The sequence below is a fragment of the Pseudomonas sp. PDM02 genome, assembly GCF_014852285.1.
GTDB classification, from domain to species: domain Bacteria; phylum Pseudomonadota; class Gammaproteobacteria; order Pseudomonadales; family Pseudomonadaceae; genus Aquipseudomonas; species Aquipseudomonas migulae.
This window is the reverse complement of record NZ_JACVBL010000002.1, coordinates 572784-591206: the sequence shown is the minus strand read 5'-3', so window position 1 is coordinate 591206 and position 18423 is coordinate 572784. Positions and strand designations below refer to the sequence as shown.

General features: G+C 60.5%; 16 protein-coding genes. 10 read left to right on the top strand and 6 right to left on the bottom strand.

The features are described 5' to 3' along the window. Window positions 1–140: 140 nt before the first annotated feature. From dusB to IB245_RS06050, 6 genes are all read left to right on the top strand, one after another. Window positions 141–1151 (top strand): tRNA dihydrouridine synthase DusB, encoded by a 1011-nt coding sequence (gene dusB, locus IB245_RS06075; RefSeq protein ID WP_150633367.1) that lies wholly within the window; start codon window positions 141–143, stop codon window positions 1149–1151. After that, complete coding sequence (fis, locus tag IB245_RS06070; protein ID WP_007907419.1) at window positions 1148–1468, top strand: DNA-binding transcriptional regulator Fis; 321 nt, start codon at window positions 1148–1150, stop codon at window positions 1466–1468. Before dusB ends, fis begins: the two co-directional genes overlap by 4 nt. A gap of 81 nt (window positions 1469–1549) precedes the next feature. Further along, a complete protein-coding gene (purH, locus tag IB245_RS06065) occupies window positions 1550–3157 on the top strand; it encodes a bifunctional phosphoribosylaminoimidazolecarboxamide formyltransferase/IMP cyclohydrolase (RefSeq protein ID WP_008038724.1) in 1608 nt (535 codons plus the stop codon). A 154-nt stretch (window positions 3158–3311) separates the two neighbouring features. After that, window positions 3312–4607, top strand: a complete 1296-nt coding sequence (purD, locus tag IB245_RS06060; RefSeq protein ID WP_008038723.1) for a phosphoribosylamine--glycine ligase — start codon at window positions 3312–3314, stop codon at window positions 4605–4607. A 99-nt stretch (window positions 4608–4706) separates the two neighbouring features. After that, window positions 4707–7484, top strand: a complete 2778-nt coding sequence (locus IB245_RS06055) for a hybrid sensor histidine kinase/response regulator (protein WP_192226971.1) — start codon at window positions 4707–4709, stop codon at window positions 7482–7484. A gap of 64 nt (window positions 7485–7548) precedes the next feature. Further along, on the top strand, window positions 7549–8145 hold the full coding sequence (locus IB245_RS06050) for a MarC family protein (RefSeq protein ID WP_008031249.1): 597 nt from the start codon (window positions 7549–7551) through the stop codon (window positions 8143–8145). A gap of 46 nt (window positions 8146–8191) precedes the next feature. Here the strand turns inward: IB245_RS06050 and IB245_RS06045 are convergent, their stop codons facing one another. From IB245_RS06045 to IB245_RS06020, 6 genes are all read right to left on the bottom strand, one after another. Continuing rightward, window positions 8192–8983 (bottom strand): hypothetical protein, encoded by a 792-nt coding sequence (locus IB245_RS06045; RefSeq protein ID WP_192226970.1) that lies wholly within the window; start codon window positions 8981–8983, stop codon window positions 8192–8194. A gap of 416 nt (window positions 8984–9399) precedes the next feature. Further along, window positions 9400–11103, bottom strand: coding sequence for a precorrin-3B C(17)-methyltransferase (cobJ, locus tag IB245_RS06040; RefSeq protein ID WP_192226969.1), 1704 nt, complete (start codon window positions 11101–11103; stop codon window positions 9400–9402). Beyond that, window positions 11103–11834 carry a precorrin-2 C(20)-methyltransferase gene (locus IB245_RS06035; protein WP_032832463.1) on the bottom strand — a complete coding sequence of 244 codons (732 nt, stop codon included), beginning with the start codon at window positions 11832–11834 and terminating at the stop codon, window positions 11103–11105. Before IB245_RS06035 ends, cobJ begins: the two co-directional genes overlap by 1 nt. Continuing rightward, a complete protein-coding gene (locus tag IB245_RS06030) occupies window positions 11834–12460 on the bottom strand; it encodes a precorrin-8X methylmutase (protein ID WP_008038718.1) in 627 nt (208 codons plus the stop codon). Before IB245_RS06030 ends, IB245_RS06035 begins: the two co-directional genes overlap by 1 nt. Continuing rightward, window positions 12453–13760, bottom strand: coding sequence for a precorrin-3B synthase (gene cobG, locus IB245_RS06025; RefSeq protein ID WP_192226968.1), 1308 nt, complete (start codon window positions 13758–13760; stop codon window positions 12453–12455). Before cobG ends, IB245_RS06030 begins: the two co-directional genes overlap by 8 nt. A 145-nt stretch (window positions 13761–13905) precedes the next feature. After that, window positions 13906–14658 carry a hypothetical protein gene (locus IB245_RS06020; protein WP_192226967.1) on the bottom strand — a complete coding sequence of 251 codons (753 nt, stop codon included), beginning with the start codon at window positions 14656–14658 and terminating at the stop codon, window positions 13906–13908. 168 nt (window positions 14659–14826) lie between these two features. Between IB245_RS06020 and cbiE the strand changes: the two genes are divergently transcribed. The 4 genes from cbiE to IB245_RS06000 all read left to right on the top strand — a co-directional run bounded on the left by cbiE (window position 14827) and on the right by IB245_RS06000 (window position 18410). Then, a complete protein-coding gene (cbiE, locus tag IB245_RS06015; RefSeq protein ID WP_192226966.1) occupies window positions 14827–16038 on the top strand; it encodes a precorrin-6y C5,15-methyltransferase (decarboxylating) subunit CbiE in 1212 nt (403 codons plus the stop codon). Continuing rightward, on the top strand, window positions 16031–17128 hold the full coding sequence (locus IB245_RS06010; RefSeq protein WP_192226965.1) for a cobalt-precorrin-5B (C(1))-methyltransferase: 1098 nt from the start codon (window positions 16031–16033) through the stop codon (window positions 17126–17128). The genes cbiE and IB245_RS06010 overlap by 8 nt, the downstream gene beginning before the upstream one ends. Then, window positions 17125–17847 carry a cobalt-precorrin-6A reductase gene (locus IB245_RS06005; protein ID WP_192226964.1) on the top strand — a complete coding sequence of 241 codons (723 nt, stop codon included), beginning with the start codon at window positions 17125–17127 and terminating at the stop codon, window positions 17845–17847. The genes IB245_RS06010 and IB245_RS06005 overlap by 4 nt, the downstream gene beginning before the upstream one ends. A gap of 164 nt (window positions 17848–18011) precedes the next feature. After that, a complete protein-coding gene (locus tag IB245_RS06000; RefSeq protein ID WP_192226963.1) occupies window positions 18012–18410 on the top strand; it encodes a DUF2946 domain-containing protein in 399 nt (132 codons plus the stop codon). Window positions 18411–18423 lie beyond the last annotated feature (13 nt).

The following is an 18423-nucleotide window of genomic DNA, read 5'->3' as shown; positions in this document are numbered from 1 at the left end:
CGCTCATACCAAACTGCTGGCAATAACAGAATAACTGTTCAGATTTTGTTCAATTCAGCCTTTATCCAGTCATCGAGAGCGGGTATCATGCCAACCCTTTTTCGAACTCTCATGATCCGGCCCCACAACTGGAAAGTCCTATGTCGGCGGTACGCATCGGTCCATACACATTGCACAACGGCTTGATTCTCGCCCCTATGGCGGGTGTCACCGACCAACCCTTTCGTCAGCTGTGCAAGCGACTGGGCGCAGGACTTGTAGTCTCGGAAATGGTCACCAGCGACATGAGCTTGTGGAACACCCGCAAATCGCGCATGCGCATGATCCACGAAGGTGATCCCGAGCCACGCTCGGTGCAGATCGCCGGTGGCGATGCGCAGATGCTGGCGGATGCGGCCCGGGCCAACGTCGAACTGGGCGCACAGATTATTGATATCAACATGGGCTGTCCGGCAAAGAAGGTCTGCAACAAGGCCGCCGGTTCCGCATTGTTGAAGGATGAAGCACTGGTGACCGAGATCCTGCAGGCCGTGGTGGCTGCGGTTGATGTGCCGGTTACCTTGAAGATCCGTACCGGCTGGGACCGGGACAACAAGAACGGTCTGACGGTGGCGAAGATCGCCGAGCAGGCAGGCATTACGGCGTTGGCGGTCCATGGCCGCACCCGCGCCGATCTGTACACCGGTGAAGCCGAGTACGACACCATTGCCGCGATCAAGCAGGCCGTGTCGATGCCGGTCTTCGCCAATGGCGACATCGATTCGCCGGAAAAGGCCCGCTACGTGCTCGACGCGACCGGTGCCGATGGACTGTTGGTTGGACGGGCTGCCCAGGGGCGGCCATGGATTTTTCGCGAGATCGACCATTTCCTGCGTACCGGCGAGAAACTCCCGGCGCTGGAGCTGATCGAGGTGGAACGCATTCTGCTAGAGCATCTGGCTGCACTGCACGTCTTCTATGGAGATGTCATGGGTGTCCGGATCGCTCGGAAGCATGTGGGCTGGTATCTCGCAACCTTGCCGGGCGCCAGGGAGTTTCGCGCCCACTTCAATCGTTTGGAAGATACGGAAGCACAATGCGCCAACGTTCAGGGCTTCTTCGCCGAACGTTACAAGAGCCTGACAGGGGACGGAGAAGAGGTGGCCGCATGACGATGATGACCGAGACTTTAGTGAGTGGAACAACACCCGTGAGCGACAACGTGAATTTGAAACAGCACCTCAATACGCCGAGCGAAGAAGGCCAGACCCTTCGCGGGAGTGTCGAGAAGGCGCTGCACAATTATTTCGCCCACCTTGAGGGCGCTGCCGTCACGGATGTGTACAACCTGGTGCTCTCCGAAGTCGAGGCGCCCCTGCTCGAGTGCGTGATGAACTACGTCAAGGGTAACCAGACCAAGGCCAGCGAGCTGCTCGGGCTGAACCGAGGCACCCTGCGCAAGAAACTCAAGCAGTACGATTTGCTGTAAGCATTCAATCAAACCAGAAAGGCGCCCGCGTAGAAACGGTCGCCTTTTTTGCTGACTCCTTTGCTTTTGATGGAAATTGAAATGACCGACCAGACTACCCGCCTGCCGATCCGCCGCGCCTTGATCAGCGTTTCCGACAAGACCGGGATCCTCGAATTCGCCAAAGAGCTCGAAGCCCTGGGCGTCGAGATCCTCTCCACCGGCGGAACGTTCAAGCTGCTGCGTGACAACGGCGTTGCCGCAGTGGAAGTCGCGGATTACACCGGTTTCGCAGAAATGATGGACGGTCGGGTGAAAACCCTGCACCCGAAAATCCACGGCGGTATCCTCGGTCGTCGTGGTATCGACGACGCGATCATGAACGAACACGGCATCAAGCCGATCGATCTGGTGGCCGTCAACCTGTACCCGTTCGAAGCCACCATCAACAAGCCAGGCTGTGACCTGCCGACCGCCATCGAGAACATCGACATCGGCGGCCCGACCATGGTCCGTTCCGCGGCAAAAAACCATAAAGACGTGGCCATCGTGGTGAATGCCAGCGACTACGCCAACGTGCTGGAAAGCCTGAAGGCCGGCGGCCTGACCTACGCTCAGCGTTTCGACCTGATGCTCAAGGCCTTCGAACACACCGCTGCCTACGACGGCATGATCGCCAACTACATGGGCACCGTGAACCAGGCCGCTGACACCCTCAGCACCGAAGGTCGCAGCGAGTTCCCGCGCACCTTCAACAGCCAGTTCATCAAGGCTCAGGAAATGCGCTACGGCGAGAACCCGCACCAGAGCGCGGCGTTCTACGTTGAAGCCAAGCCTGCCGAAGTCGGCATCGCCACCGCGACCCAACTGCAAGGCAAGGAGCTGTCCTACAACAACGTGGCCGACACCGACGCCGCGCTGGAATGTGTGAAGAGCTTCGTCAAGCCGGCCTGCGTGATCGTCAAGCACGCCAACCCGTGTGGTGTTGCCGTGAGCCCGGACGCCGAAGGCGGCATCCGTCAGGCCTACGAACTGGCCTACGCCACCGACACTGAATCCGCGTTCGGCGGCATCATCGCCTTCAACCGCGAGCTGGATGCCGAGACCGCCAAGGCGATCGTCGAGCGTCAGTTCGTCGAAGTGATCATCGCCCCGAGCGTCAGCGAAGAAGCCCGCGCCATCGTCGCGGCAAAAGCCAACGTGCGCCTGCTGGCCTGCGGCGAGTGGTCGGCTGACCGCGCTGCTGCCTGGGACTACAAACGCGTCAACGGTGGCCTGCTGGTACAGAGCCGCGACATCGGCATGATCAGCGCCGATGACCTGAAAGTCGTGACCAAGCGTGCACCGACCGAACAGGAAATCCACGACCTGATCTTCGCCTGGAAAGTCGCCAAGTACGTCAAGTCCAACGCCATCGTCTACGCCAAGAACCGTCAGACCATCGGTGTCGGCGCTGGCCAGATGAGCCGCGTGAACTCCGCGCGCATTGCTGCGATCAAGGCTGAACATGCCGGCTTGCAGGTGGCGGGTTCGGTCATGGCATCCGACGCGTTCTTCCCGTTCCGCGACGGCCTGGACAACGCGGCCAAGGTCGGCATCACTGCGGTGATCCAGCCAGGCGGCTCGATGCGTGACAACGAAGTGATTGCAGCAGCTGATGAAGCCGGCATCGCCATGGTCTTCACCGGCATGCGCCACTTCCGTCACTAAGCACGACGACCAACTGTGGGAGCTGGCCTGCCAGCGATAGCATCCCCTCGGTTTAGCCGATAAACCGAGTTGTTTGCATCGCCGGCAGGCCAGCTCCCACAGAAAAGCGCCCCTGCGGCGCTCAACAGAATTAGCGTCATCCGAGGTTTTTGAAATGAATGTTTTGATCATTGGCAGCGGTGGCCGTGAACACGCCCTGGCCTGGAAAGTGGCTCAGGATCCGCGCGTGCAGAAAGTTTTCGTGGCTCCGGGCAACGCCGGTACCGCCATTGAAGCCAAGTGCGAAAACGTCGCTATCGATGTGCTCGCACTGGAGCAACTCGCCGACTTCGCCGAGAAAAACGTTTCCCTGACCATCGTCGGTCCGGAAGTGCCGCTGGTTGCCGGCGTCGTCGACCTGTTCCGCTCCCGTGGCCTGGACTGCTTCGGTCCGACCGCTGGCGCCGCGCAGCTGGAAGGTTCGAAAGCGTTCACCAAGGATTTCCTGGCACGCCACAAGATCCCGACGGCCGACTACCAGAACTTCACCGAGATCGAGCCGGCCCTGGCTTATCTGCGTGAAAAAGGCGCACCGATCGTGATCAAGGCCGATGGCCTGGCCGCCGGTAAAGGCGTGATCGTTGCCATGACACTGGCCGAAGCCGAAGACGCCGTGCGCGACATGCTCGCGGGTAACGCGTTTGGCGAAGCCGGTTCGCGCGTGGTCATCGAAGAATTCCTGGACGGCGAAGAAGCCAGCTTCATCGTCATGGTCGACGGCAAGAACGTCCTGCCGATGGCCACCAGCCAGGACCACAAACGCGTCGGCGACGGCGACACCGGCCCGAACACCGGCGGCATGGGTGCTTACTCCCCTGCGCCAGTCGTTACCAGCGAAGTGCACAAGCGCGTCATGGACCTGGTGATCTGGCCGACCGTGCGCGGCATGGCCGAGGAAGGCAATGTTTACACGGGCTTCCTCTACGCTGGTTTGATGATCGACAAGGCTGGTAACCCAAAAGTCATCGAATTCAACTGCCGTTTCGGCGACCCTGAGACCCAACCGGTTATGCTGCGCTTGCAGTCGAGCCTGGTGTTGCTGGTCGAGGCGGCCCTGGCGCAAGCGCTGGACAAGGTCGAAGCCCAATGGGATCCACGTCCGAGCGTCGGTATTGTTTTGGCGGCAGGCGGCTATCCTGGCGACTACGCTAAAGGCGTCGCCATCAACGGTCTGGATGCAGCCGCAGCGCTGGAAGGCAAAGTCTTCCACGCCGGTACTGCGCTCAAGGACGGTCAAGTGGTGACGGCCGGCGGTCGGGTGCTTTGCGCCACTGCCATGGGTGCCAGCGTTGATGCTGCCCAGCAGCAGGCTTACAAGCTGGCCGCGAAGATTGACTGGGAAGGCTGCTTCTATCGCAAGGACATTGGCTACCGTGCCATTGCCCGTGAGCGTGGCGAAAATCAGGAATAAGCGATCCATTCGGCAGGGCTTGGGATTCAGGCCCTTGCCGGACTATTCCGGCGCCGCGCATAGTTATATTCTGGCATCAACCTACGAAGGGATTTCGCCGTGCGCTGGCTCAGGATTGCCATAGGTTTCACAGTCACGCTGCTGACGCTGCTCTGCATGCTTCCGGCCCAGGCCGCGCAAGGCAGTGGCTGGGCGCTATTGCTTGACGAACAGGGCGACCTGCAACTCAGCGACATCCGTTCCGCTCGTTTCACCAATCAATTCAGCCCCATCGAACTCGAACGCCTCACCGCGGCCGAGCCCGGTGGTGCACTCTGGCTGCGCTTCAGACTGGCACCCGGCAAGCATGAGCAGTTGCTGCGGGTGTTCGCTCCCGACCTGTCGCACCTCAATCTTTATGTGCTGGACGGCGACAAGCTGATCGAGCAACTGAACACCGGCACCGAACAGCCTCAGGCAGAACGGCCGTTACCCAACAGCGACTTCATGTTGCCGTTGCCGCAAAGCGACAAACCCCTCGACGTCTATCTGCGCCTGGTGTCCGACCACCAGATGCGGCCTTACATCACCCTGCAATCGGCAATCATGACCGCAGCCAATCAGAGCCAGACGCTGATTTACGGTCTGCTGTTCGGATGCATCGGGATGCTGATCCTGCACAACCTGATCCGTTACGCTTACACCCGGTCGCGCAGCAGCCTGTGGCTGGCAGGTTGTGAAGCGCTGCTGATGCTGAGCCTGGCGCTGCTGCTGAATCTCGCGGGCCCATGGTTGTCGGACTGGCATGCGGTGCAAACACCGGGCGCTTACCTCGCCCTGCTGCTGACCGCACCGTGCGGGCTGATGTTCGCCTACCGTTTCTTCGCCCCGCTCGGCCCGCACCCGCTGAACAAGCTGCTGCTGGGCGACATCCTGTTCATTGTGGCTTGCGGTCTGTTGCTGTTGTTCGTCAACACGCTACCGCTGAACATCATCACCTACGCGCTGGTCGCCCTCGCGGGGCTCACCATGTTGTTCGTCAGCGCCTGGCACTGGCAAAAAGGCTATCGCCCGGCCCGGCTGTTCGTGGCCGCCATGGTGGTGTTCAACGTCGGCACGTTGATTATCCTGCCGGCGCTGCTGGGCCTGACGCTGGTAGAACCGCAAGGCCTGATCATTGCCCTGCTGGTGTTCATTTGCATCAGCGGCCTGTTGATGAGCATTGCCCTGAGCGAACGCCAGCGCAGCATCACCGAAGACCGTTTCAGCGTCAGCCGCGATCTGGCCGCCAGCAACGCCGAGATCAATGCCAAGGCCGAATTCCTGGCGAAGATCAGTCATGAAATCCGTACCCCGATGAATGGCGTTCTGGGCATGACCGAACTGTTGTTGGGCACGCCACTCTCGGTCAAGCAGCGCGATTATGTGCAAACCATTCACAGCGCCGGCAACGAACTGCTGACCCTGATCAACGAGATTCTCGACATCTCCAAGCTCGAATCCGGGCAAATCGAGCTCGACGATGTGCAGTTCGATCTCAATGCACTGATCGAAGACTGCCTGAGTATCTTCCGCGCCAAGGCCGAACAGCAGAACGTCGAGCTGATCAGCTTTATCCAGCCACAAGTGCCGCGGGTCATCAGCGGTGACCCGACGCGCCTGCGCCAGACGCTGCTGAGCCTGCTGGAAAACGCCCTGAAGAAAACCGACGAAGGCGAGATTCTGATTGTCGTCGCCCTCGACGAGCGCACGGCCAAACCGCGTTTGCGCATTGCCGTACAAGACAGCGGCGAGCCGATGGATGCCGAAGAACGCGACGCGCTGATGCACGCCGAACTGCACAGCAAGAACTTCCTCTCGACCACCCGCCTGGGCGGCAACCTGGGGCTGGTGATCGCCCGTCAGTTGATTCGCCTGATGCAAGGGGAGTTCGGCATCAAGAGCGGCGCCAGCCAGGGCAGCACCTTATGGCTGACCTTGCCGCTGGACCCCGACCGCCTCGAACACCCGACGTCCGACCTCGATGGCCCGCTGCAAGGCGCACGGGTATTGGTGGTGGACGACAACGACACTTGCCGCAAGGTACTCGTGCAGCAGTGCAGCGCCTGGGGCCTGAATGTCAGCGCGGTGCCGTCCGGCAAGGAAGCCCTGGCGCTGCTGCGCACCAAGGCTCACCTGCGCGATTACTTCGACGTGGTCCTGCTGGACCAGAACATGCCCGGCATGACCGGCATGCAACTGGCGGCCAAGATCAAGGAAGACCCGAGCCTGAACCACGACATCCTGCTGATCATGCTCACGGGCATCAGCAATGCGCCGAGCAAGATCATCGCGCGCAACTCCGGGATCAAGCGCATCCTCGCCAAACCAGTGGCCGGCTACACCCTGAAGACCACGCTGGCGGATGAACTGAATCAACGCAACAAGGGCCTCGCGGTATCGCAATTCCCATCCACCGGCCCGACCCTGCCGGTCAAGGTTCCCAGCGACTTCCGCATTCTGGTGGCCGAAGACAACAGCATCTCGACCAAGGTGATTCGCGGCATGCTGGGCAAACTCAACCTGCAACCGGACACCGCCAGCAATGGCGAAGAAGCCTTGCAGGCAATGAAAGCCCAACGTTACGACCTGGTGCTGATGGATTGTGAAATGCCGATCCTCGACGGTTTCTCGGCCACCCAGCAATTGCGTGCCTGGGAAGTCGGCAACCAACGGATTCGCACCCCCGTGGTGGCATTGACCGCACACATCCTCGCTGAGCATAAAGAGCGCGCACGTCAGGCTGGCATGGACGGCCACATGGCCAAACCGGTCGAGCTGTCGCAGTTGCGCGAGCTGATCGAACATTGGGTCGCCCAGCGCGATCAGCAGCAACGGACGGCAACACAACCGTCCTGAGCCGACAGACCCTGCAACGCCTGATAGACTCCCCCACGACTTCTCTCGCCAGTGAGCCTGCATCATGCTCCACGTGTTGTTCAGCGTTTACCTGAAGATGCTGGTGCTCTACAGCCCGTTCTTCGTGTTGTCCTGTTTCATCAGCCTGACCCGCGGTTATTCGCGCAAGGAACAACGGCGGCTGGCCTGGAAAGTGGCAACGGCCACACTGATTTCCAGTGTCTTGCTGTATTTGTTCGGACGGTACATTTTCAGTGTTTTCGGCATTACCGTGGATGCGTTCCGCATCGGTGCCGGCAGCGTGCTGTTTATCTCGGCACTGGGCATGGCCCAGGGCAAGTCGGCGGTCCAGACCGATAACGTGCAGCAGGACGTCACCATCGTCCCGCTGACCATCCCCCTGACCGTCGGCCCCGGCACCATCGGCGCCTTGCTGGTGATGGGCGTGAGCCAGCCCCACTGGGATGACAAGCTCACCGCCATCCTCAGCATTGCCCTGGCCAGCTTTACCGTTGGTGTGGTGCTTTACCTGTCGAACCGCATCGAACGCATTCTCGGCGACCAGGGCTTGCAGATTGTCAGTCGGCTGATGGGGTTGTTTGTGTGTGCACTGGCGGCGCAGATCATTTTCACCGGTGTGAAAGGGTATCTGGTGCCGTAGGACGATGGAATGCCAGAGGCTTGATGCCTCTGGCAACCCGGTTCTTTTAAACAGGCGAAAACTCCATGAACACAGCCTCGCGAAGATCGTCGAGGTATTTGATGCACTCAGCCTCTTTGCGCAAGTCCTCCTCATGAATGGTAAAGAGCGCTTTACCTTGATACATCTCAACGTCAGAGCTGTTCCATTCGACAAAAATAACTTTGGTATTGTTGACCGATGAGTCGTAACGCACTGTGCCTACGGCCATCGTAACTTCAGCGTCTTCGTCTTGTTTGCACACAGACACACCGAAGTTCGCACCACTGGATTCAACAGCATGACGTTCAAATAGCTTGACCGCATCAGGTTGCTTTTTCAGCGCCTCAATGGTTTTTTCCGCTACAACTTTCAACGCGCCCCCAGCAGAACCCGCAACGCCACCGGCGACAGAATAAACAATATCCAGCGCAACATTATCCATCGTCAACTTGGCAGTACTTGACTTGTACTGAGTGAACGCACTGTGATACTCAGTCCAGCCCGTGGCAAACAGCAATTTTTTAAAGCACTCGTAGCGAGCAACCTTCTCTGCCTTCCCCGGAAATAGAAGTTTTGAGGCAATATCGGCATAGGCGTAGGTGTTTTTTACAATGCGTTTGTTACGCCTCGACATCCCCTCCAGAAAACCAACGATGCCACTGCCCATGATGGCGGCATTCAATTCATCCCGATCAATCGGCAACTTTACTGCAGAGCGCGCCTGGATTTTCGGACCGGCAAGTTCAAGTTTGGCTCGACATTGTTCAAGACATTGATCGAAATAAAGACTGGCTTCTGCTTCATTCATTTTATTCATCTTATAAACCTTAAATTCAAATATATATAAAAGCCGAACTGGCTCCGTCGAAAAACTATCGCACCCACCCAATAGATTCAACAGCGCCCCGACTTATAAAAAAACAACAAAACAACCTGCAAATATCGAGATGTAACGAACCATAATTAATTACAACAAATCAATAAAAACCAAACAGCAGAAAAACCCAATAGATCCGCACACGCCTGCACGCCCCATTAAAAAAACAAGAACTGAACTTACGCAGAAAGGTAAATAATCCGACTCACCAAGAGAGCTAGAAGGTAAATATCCTCTATTCACTCAGGAATTAACCTACATCCTCTGGCGAATGTTTTTTACGACAGTGCAAAGAAAAAGCCACGGCAAATCGAGTGGAAACCCGGCCGTGGCTTTTTTTAGCGAAGCGCAACGCTTCAGGTGGCAGGCTTTTCTCCATACCAACGCGGCGTGTACACCCAGTCACCACCACCCATACGCGAAAACACGCAGGTCGTAGACGAACCCACCAGGACCATGGTGCGCATATCCACCTGGTCCGGGGTCAACTGGCCAAGCGTCGTCACTCGTAGCGTCTGCCCCGGGCGACCGATGTCACGCCCCAACACCACCGGCGTCGCAGGTGTGCGGTATTGCGCGACGATCTCCAGCGCCCGGCCAAGTTGCCATGGACGGGACCGTGAAATCGGGTTGTAGAACGCCAGGGCGAGGTCGGCCTGTGATGCAAGGTCCAGACGCTTCTCGATGATCTCCCAAGGCTTGAGGTTGTCCGACAGCGACAGCACACAGAAGTCATGCCCCAGCGGCGCACCGGCCTGAGCAGCCGTCGCCAGTGAAGCAGAAACCCCCGGCAGAATTTCCAGATCGACGTTGTGCCACGCGGCATCGCTGGACTCGTGAAGTGCTTCGAGCACCGCAGCCGCCATGGCGAACACTCCCGGATCACCGGAAGAAACCACCACCACCGACCGTCCTTGCGCCGCCAGTTCAAATGCGTGGCGCGCACGCTGCATCTCTTCGCGGTTGTCGGTGCAATGCATGACTTGATCCGCACGGAACGGGCCGGCCATGCGCACATAGGTTTCGTAACCGAGCACATCATTGGCGCGCGCCAGTTCGGCCTTGACCGCCGGCACCATCAGCTCGGCAGCACCAGGGCCAAGGCCGATCACCGCCAAGCGACCGCGAGGACGACCGATCGACAATGGGTCCAGAGGTTGCTCGGCCACTGCGATAGCAAGGGTGTCGTCGCCGAAGATCTTCACAGACTGACCGAGGGCGTTGCGTGCCAGCTCACTGACTGCGCCGACATCGTTGCCAAAACGCAGCGGCACGCCCAGCTCAAGCGCCGCTTCACGCAGCGCCGCACTCGACATTTCGCTATCGGCGGCCAGCAGACAGGCCACCGATTGCACGGCGATCTTTGCCTGATGCAATGCCTCGCGAATCGCACTCGGCAGATCGGCCACGCCGGTACCGACGGCCACCAACACGTTGCGCGGATAGATCAACAGCTCGTTGGCCGCCGGCGTACGCTCGGCATGACCGACGTGAACGGCCAGCCGCGCCCGCGGGTCCTCGGGCAACTGCGCCTGCGCCAACCACGGGGCCGCGCCTTCGATGCGCACCGTTTCACCGGCGAGCAAATCGGAAACGAAGCGCTTGCCCAGATCCAGATCGCCCAAGGCATAACCGCTGGGTGGATTGAGCAGGCAGGTGCCGAAGCGCAATTCGCCACTGGTGGTGATCGCCGCCGCCACGTCCAGTGCAGCCGCAATTTCTCGCGCCAGCACGTTCACGCCGCCCAGACCTCCCAGCAACGGCACCACTGCGCTGCCGTCTTCAGCAACGGCCAGCACCGGTGGCTCGGCGCCCTTTTCCAGGAGCAACGGCGCCAGGGTGCGAATCACAATGCCAGCGGCGCACAGGGCAATGATCGGCGTGTCCTGCTGATAGAGCTCACGCAGGGTCGCGCCGAACTCGTGATAGATGCGGTCCGCGCCCTCGACCCGCTCGGCCAGTCCGTGGATCAAGGCACCCGGGTACACCTGCTGAATCTTGCGCGCGGTCGCGAGGCTGCCATTGCCGAGAATGACAATCGCCGGAGCTGGACGAGTCATCAGCCTTGCCACCTTTCGCCTGGAACGATGATCAGCGAGAAGTACGGCGAGGACATCGGCTCGACCTGATCCAGCGGCACGATCTTCTGATTGGCCATGGTCGCGCGTTCGACGTACAGCGCACGCTCGGCCAACCCGAGTTCTTCCAGCACCTGACGGACTTTGGGAAAGTTGCGCCCCAACTTCATGATCACGGCCGCATCCGCATCGGCGAGACGCCGCTTGAGGTCGTCGTGCGGCAATACGCCGGACAGTACCGACAGGCTCTGATTGCGATACACCAACGGCGCGCCAAGTACCGAAGCGCCGCCGAGCATCGAACAGACACCGGGCACGACTTCGGCCTCATATCGCTCGGCCAGGCGATCGTGCAGGTACATGTAGGAACCGTAGAAGAACGGGTCGCCTTCGCAGATCACCGCCACGTCTCGGCCTGCATCCATGTGCGCGGCGAGTTCTTCGCCGGCCGCATCGTAGAAATCGCTGATCACTTGTTCATAGGACAGCGGTGCCGGCAAGGCTTCGGTGGTCACCGGATACACCAGCGGCAGCAGGGTTTGAGCGTCCTGCAAATGCGCTTCGATGATGCCGAAGGCGTTGCCCTTTTTGCCCTTGGCAACGAAGTACGCCACCACCGGCGATTCGCGCAGCAGGCGCAGGGCCTTGACGGTAATCAGTTCCGGATCACCGGGGCCGACGCCGAGGCCGATCAAACGTCCAGGTTGCTGCATCATTCGATCTCCGTGGCGAGGGCATTGACGGCGGCGGCGGCCATGGCGCTACCGCCCAGCCGGCCTTGCATGATGACGAACGGCACGCCGCGACTGTCGGCGGCGAGTGCGGCCTTGGATTCGGCGGCACCGACGAAGCCTACAGGGAAGCCAAGGATCAGTGCCGGTTTCGGCGCGCCAGCGTCGAGCATTTCCAGCAGATAAAACAGTGCGGTCGGCGCGTTGCCAATCACCACCACGCTACCTTCCAGGTGCGGGCGCCACAGTTCCAGCGCGGCGGCGGAACGGGTGTTACCCAGTTCACGGGCAAGCTCCGGAACGCTTTCATCGCGCAGGGTGCAGATGACTTCATTGTTCGCCGGCAAACGCGTGCGGGTCACGCCTTCGGAGACCATCCGCGCATCACACAGGATCGGTGCACCGGCGGCCAAAGCATCGCGCCCGGCCTTGCCCGCGCCCTCCGAAAATTGCAGGCCGTCAATCGCATCGACCATGCCGCAGGCGTGTATCACCCGCACCGCGAGTTTTTCCAGATCGGCCGGGATTCGCTCGAGGTTGGCCTCGGCACGAATGATCGCGAAGGAGTTGCGATAGATCTCCTGACCGTCGCGGATGTAATCAAGCATCAAGGGGGCTCCGTGAGCGGGCGTCGAGCAAGGCGTCGACCGCTTCAATAGTAAGGTTGCGTGCGTGCAGGGCGCCGAAACCCGGCTGCCCCGCTTCGCGAAAATAGAGGTCGTAATGACCGGGGGTGACGGCCAGCAAAGTGACCGGCGCACTGTGCGCGGCGGCACAGGAACGCGGGCAACCGCTCAGATGCACGCTCAGCCGCTGGCCATGGCGTTGCAGCAACGCGGCGAGTTGCAGGGCGTCTTGCTTGGTATCCGCCAGGCCCTTGGCGCAGCCCGTCGAGCCAGTGCAGGCAATCAACCGCGACAAGGCCTGACCGGCATCGCAGACCAGGCCCAACGCGTGCAGGCGGCGGATGACTTCATCGGCGTTGTCGTGGTGAATGTTCGGCAACAACAGGCTTTGCCATGGCGTGAACCGCAGCGTTGCATCGCCGTATTCCTGCGCCAGTCGAGCGGCGCCCCGAAGCATGGTGCTATCGAGTCGTCCGAGAGGCGGCACGCCCCCGACATAGACATGACCGGCTTGCGCCTGCGGGTGCGCGCCAATGTGCAGCACCTCGTTACTGACTGAACGTTGCCAGATGCTAACGGGCTGGAAAGGCAGTCGCTCGGCGAGGCGAGCGAGAAATTCGGCTTGAGGGACGTCGACCAGCAAGTGGCGCATCCGCGTGTGTTCAGGCCCCGCCAGTTCCAGGAAAAGTTCAAGCACGGCGACCACCAACGCGTGGCCATCTTCCAGCGGAACACGACCGGCCGGTTGATCGGTGGGGCATCCCGCCAGACCGAAAGCCAGCCACCGTTCGCCCTCTCGCTCGACCGCGGACAACCACAGATCATGGGGGTGTTCGAGCATCGCCAGGCGTTCGCCGCCATCCAGTTGCACGGCGAATTTGGCGCTGAGGTCGTGAAAGCGTTCTTGCCCTTGCAGGGTGGCGAGGATCTGAGCGGCCAATTCACGCGTGTCGAACAGCATCTGCCGATCGATACCCGCGCTCGGGCTCAACATCAGATTACGCACATCGTCGCCCGCCGCATGCGAAGGGCCAAGGCCTGCGGCGAGCAGACTTTCGATCAACGCTTCCTGCTCTTTGACGATGCCGCGAATCTGCAGATTGGCCCGGTTAGTGGCCTCGATCACTGAGCCGGCATAACGCTGTGCACCTTCGGCGACAGCGTTGGCCTGCTCGGAAGTGAGGGTGCCGCCCGCCAGTTTTATCCGGCAGATACCGCCGTCTCTGGCCTGGACGATACGCAGCAGCCCCGGACAGGCCGAGGGGCGTAAAGCGCGGGACATAGGGAGTTCGTTCAAAGGGATGACCGGATCTGAAGTGGGAGCGCCCCCCGTCGGAGGCGAGCGGTATTATGCCTGCTTTGCCACGCAGCATCATAAGACCACGTGTCGCATTTGCTCCGACCTTGAATCCATCAGGCGGCCTCCCTCACAGGCGCTCTGAATAAAACTCGAAAATGGCGTCAGCGATCCGGTCGAGCCGATCGTTCAACTCCGGGCGGACTTCGTCGAAGCGGGCTCTGTTCAGGGTCAAGGGAGCGGCTCGATGCGTGAGCGTCACGTTGCCTTCCTTCCAGTCCCAAAACAGAAAATCTTCCCGCTGTGCCAGCGCCCGAAGCGAAAAGTCATTCAGGTCCAGTGATAACTTCCCTTGTTTGTCGTACTCAGCGGGAGCAATGGAAAACTCCCTGCCACGCCGACTTTCAGTGGCCAATGACCAAAGCGCCGACGAATTAGCCAACAATGATTCAAACATGTCTTTTGTAACTATCGCCATCTGACTGTTAACAGCGGCAATTCTGTTCAAATAAATCTGAGTCACTTTGCCTGCAAAGTGACTGTAACTTTTCTCGACAACCCTGCGTTCGTCAATTTCCCAACCCAAGTCCCATAACACCACGGCAAACAAGGAAAACCAGCCTTGCGGATCTGTGTCCCTACTTCGCTGCTGACTCGCATACCACTGCGCATAACGCACGCTGGAGTTGACGTCACGCTTGTCCTGACGCGACACGCCCCTGGCCGTGCTGACCAGGTTGCCGCCCAATAGCGACCCGGCAGCGCCTTGCTGATCCTGAGAGGCGTAAAGTCGAGAGTTCTTTGTTTGCCGTGGCGCGAAGTCTCGGTTGAACGCATCGGAATAAGCCATCAAGTCCAGGCTCCCTGTTTTATCAATAACCATAGTCAATTCCTTTCAACCATTATCAAATGAGTGCATGAACATTCAAACTACATAACTTAACTACGACCAGCTACAGACTAATCAAACCAACTTAAAACATTCTATTACTCGCCTCCACGTCCGCCGCGTTATCATGTGCCGCTTTATGCAGATGAATAGAGATCACACATGGCACGCTGGCTGACCGTGACAGGCATTGGTGAAGACGGCTTCAAGGGTTTGGGCAGGAATGCCCGGCATGCGTTGCTGGCTGCCTCGAAGATCTTCGGCAGTCAGCGGCAACTGGACCTGCTGCCGCCCTGCATCCGTGGCGAACGCAAACTCTGGCCGACGCCGTTCTCCCTCGATGCGTTGCTGGCCTTGCGGGGTGAGCCGGTGTGCGTGCTGGCCAGCGGCGATCCGATGTTCTTCGGTGTCGGCGCCAGCCTCGCCCGGCAATTGCCCAGCGCGGAAATGCTGATCCTGCCGGCGCCCTCTTCCTGCTCTCTGGCTGCCGCGCGAATGGGCTGGCCGTTGCAGGATGTGGTCACGCTATCGGTGGTCGCTCGCCCGGTCGCGGCGCTAAACGCGCAGTTGTTCAGCGGTGTTCGTTTGCTGGTACTCAGCAACGATGGGCAAAGCCCCGCCGCAATAGCGGCGTTGTTGCGTGAACGTGGTTTCGGGCCGAGTCGCCTGAGCGTGCTGGAACATTTGGGTGGCGAGGCCGAGCGACGCATCGACGGTGTCGCCAACGACTGGGCCGCCCCTGCAATCGCCGACCTCAACCTGATCGCCATCGAGTGCATCGCCGCCCCCGACACGCCGCGCCTTTCGCGACTGGCCGGCCTGCCGGATTCGGCGTTCAGGCACGACGGTCAACTGACCAAGCGCGATGTGCGCGCAATCACCCTCGCGCGCCTGGCCCCGGTTCCCGGTGAACTGTTGTGGGACGTCGGCGCCGGCAGCGGTTCGATCGGCATCGAGTGGATGCGCGCCCATCCGGGTTGCCGGGCGCTGGCGATCGAGGCCGATGAAGGTCGGCAACTGTTGATCGAGCACAACCGCGACGCGCTCGGCGTGCCCGGCCTGCAATTGGTTCGCGGCAGTGCGCCGCAAGCCCTCACCGGTCTGGAACGCCCGGACGCGATCTTCATCGGTGGCGGCGTCACCCGCGAAGGTGTGCTGGACACTTGCTGGGCAGGGCTCAAACCCGGTGGCCGACTGATCGCCAACGCGGTCACGCTACAAAGTGAAATGACCCTGATGGCCTGGCGCGAGCAACATGGCGGCGAGCTGACGCGTATTCATATCGCCCAGGCGCAACCGCTGGGCGACTTCGATACCTGGCGCCAGGCCTTGCCGATTACTTTGCTCGACGTGGTCAAACCTTTCGATGCGTGACGAAACCGCCGAACAACCCGCACCGTTGCGTAGCGGCCTGACCACCGGCAGCTGCGCCACCGCCACCAGCCTGGCGGCCGCTCGGTTGCTGCTCGGCGGAACGAGTGCAGACGCCGTGGACATCGTCCTGCCCAAAGGCAAGCGCGTGCAGATGCGCCTGGAATTCTGCCGGTTGCTGGATGACGGCGCCGAAGCAGGAACGATCAAGGATGCGGGGGACGATCCGGACGTGACCCACGGCGCGCTGCTCTATTCCCAAGTGCGCCTGAGCGCAGAACCGGGCATTCGTTTCTGTGCCGGTCGTGGTGTCGGCACCGTCACCCGACCGGGCCTGGTGCTGGGCGTCGGCGAGCCGGCGATCAACCCGGTGCCGCGCAAGATGATCAGCGATCATTTGACCTCGCTCGCGCAAGAGCTCGATTACCCCGGCGGTTTCGAAGTCACGGTAAACGTCGAGGGCGGCGAGGCGCTGGCGTTGAAAACCATGAACCCACGGCTGGGCATTCTCGGTGGCCTGTCGATTCTCGGCACCAGCGGCATCGTCCGGCCGTTTTCCTGTGCGGCGTACATTGCCTCGATCCATCAGGGCATCGACGTGGCGAAAACCAACGGTTACCTGCACATCGCCGCGTGCACCGGCAACGCCAGCGAAGACACCATGCGCCGAGTCTACGGCCTGCCGGAAATCGCCCTGATCGAAATGGGCGACTTCGTCGGTGCGGTGCTCAAACACCTGCGCAAAGTGCCAGTGGCCAAACTCAGCATTTGTGGTGGTTTCGGCAAGATCAGCAAACTGGCGGCCGGGCACATGGATCTGCACAGTCGGCATTCGAGCATCGACCTGCCGCAACTGGCCGAATGGGCCGCAGCGGTCGGCGCGGATGAAGCGTTGCAGCAGGCAATGCGTGAAGCCAACACCAGTCAACAGGCGTTGGCCATGGCCAGCGCCGCCGGCATCGCACTCGGCGACGCGGTATGCCAGCACGCACTGGATTTTGCCCGCAGTGTGGTGCCGGCACAGGTTCAAGTCGAAGTGTTTGCCATCGATCGACAAGGCGGGATTGTCGGCCACGCAGGAGCTTTTCAATGAAACGCCTATTGCTGCTCGGCGGCGTGACGGAAGCGCTGGCCATCGCCCGCACGCTGGGGCCGGAACACATCTACAGCCTGGCCGGCGTCGGTCGTGTGCCGACCGATCTGACCTGTCGGGTTCGCGTTGGCGGTTATGGCGGCGCGGACGGCCTGGCGCAATTCATCCGCGACGAAGGGATCGATCTGCTGCTGGACGCGACGCATCCCTACGCCGCGCAAATCAGCCAGAACGCCGCGACCGCCGCGCGAATGTCCGGCGTTCCCTGCTGGGCACTGCGCCGCCCGGCCTGGCAACCACAAGCCGGGGATGACTGGCGCGAAGTCAGTGACTGGGCCGAATTGATCGAAGCACTCAAACCGTTCCGCCGACCACTGTTCACCCTCGGCCGCGAACCCTTGCAACACCTGCATGAAATCCCTGCGCAGCAATTCTGGACGCTGCGCGCCCTGGACGTTTATCCGGGCAACGAGCGCTGCGAAGTGATCGGCGCACGCGGGCCGTTTCTGATCGAGGATGAACGTGAGTTGTTCGAGCGCCGGCAGATCGATGTGCTGATCAGCAAAAACAGCGGCAGCACCGCCACCGAGCCGAAACTCGAAGTGGCGCGGGAGCGTGGGGTGCCGGTGCTGGTGTTGAAGCGGCCGGTGTTGCCGGGGGTGGAGCGGGAGTTTGGGTCGGTAGTGCAGGTGTTGGAGGCGCTCGCCGAAATACTCTGACCGATCAGTAATTATTCCCGGGCCAGCCCCCGGCATTTCAAATGGGAGCCGCTACACTCATTTGAAACACGCTGCGACACCAAACCGCAGGCCGCGTTTTTACTTATCGGCACTGATCAGGCTAAATAGCCGCGCCTGATCTCCCACCCAACCGGATCTGTCCCATGTCCCGACAACGGCTCGCAATTGCCTGGATAGCCTGCTTCGCAGTGCTGTTCAACATGCTCGCCATGCCGATGACCGGAGCGATGGCGCAGACGGCGAAATCGCCGGCCGAACAGGTGTTGTGGGGCAGTTTCTGCTCGTCCACCGGCACGAAGATGGTGGCGATTTCTCTGGGGACGCTTGATCAGAAAGCTCCGCAGAACGACATTCATTCCAACATGCAGCATTGCTGGTGCTGTTCCGGTTCTGCGCCATTGGTGGCGTTGCCCGGGCATGTGCCGCAGTTGTATTTCGCGCGTTTCGAGTCCCATCGAAGCCTGCCCGCCACCGCTCTCGACACCCCTACTCCGCGCCAGCAATGGCCGAATCTCAACCCCCGCGCATCCCCTCTGGTGTGATTTCTTCTCGCAA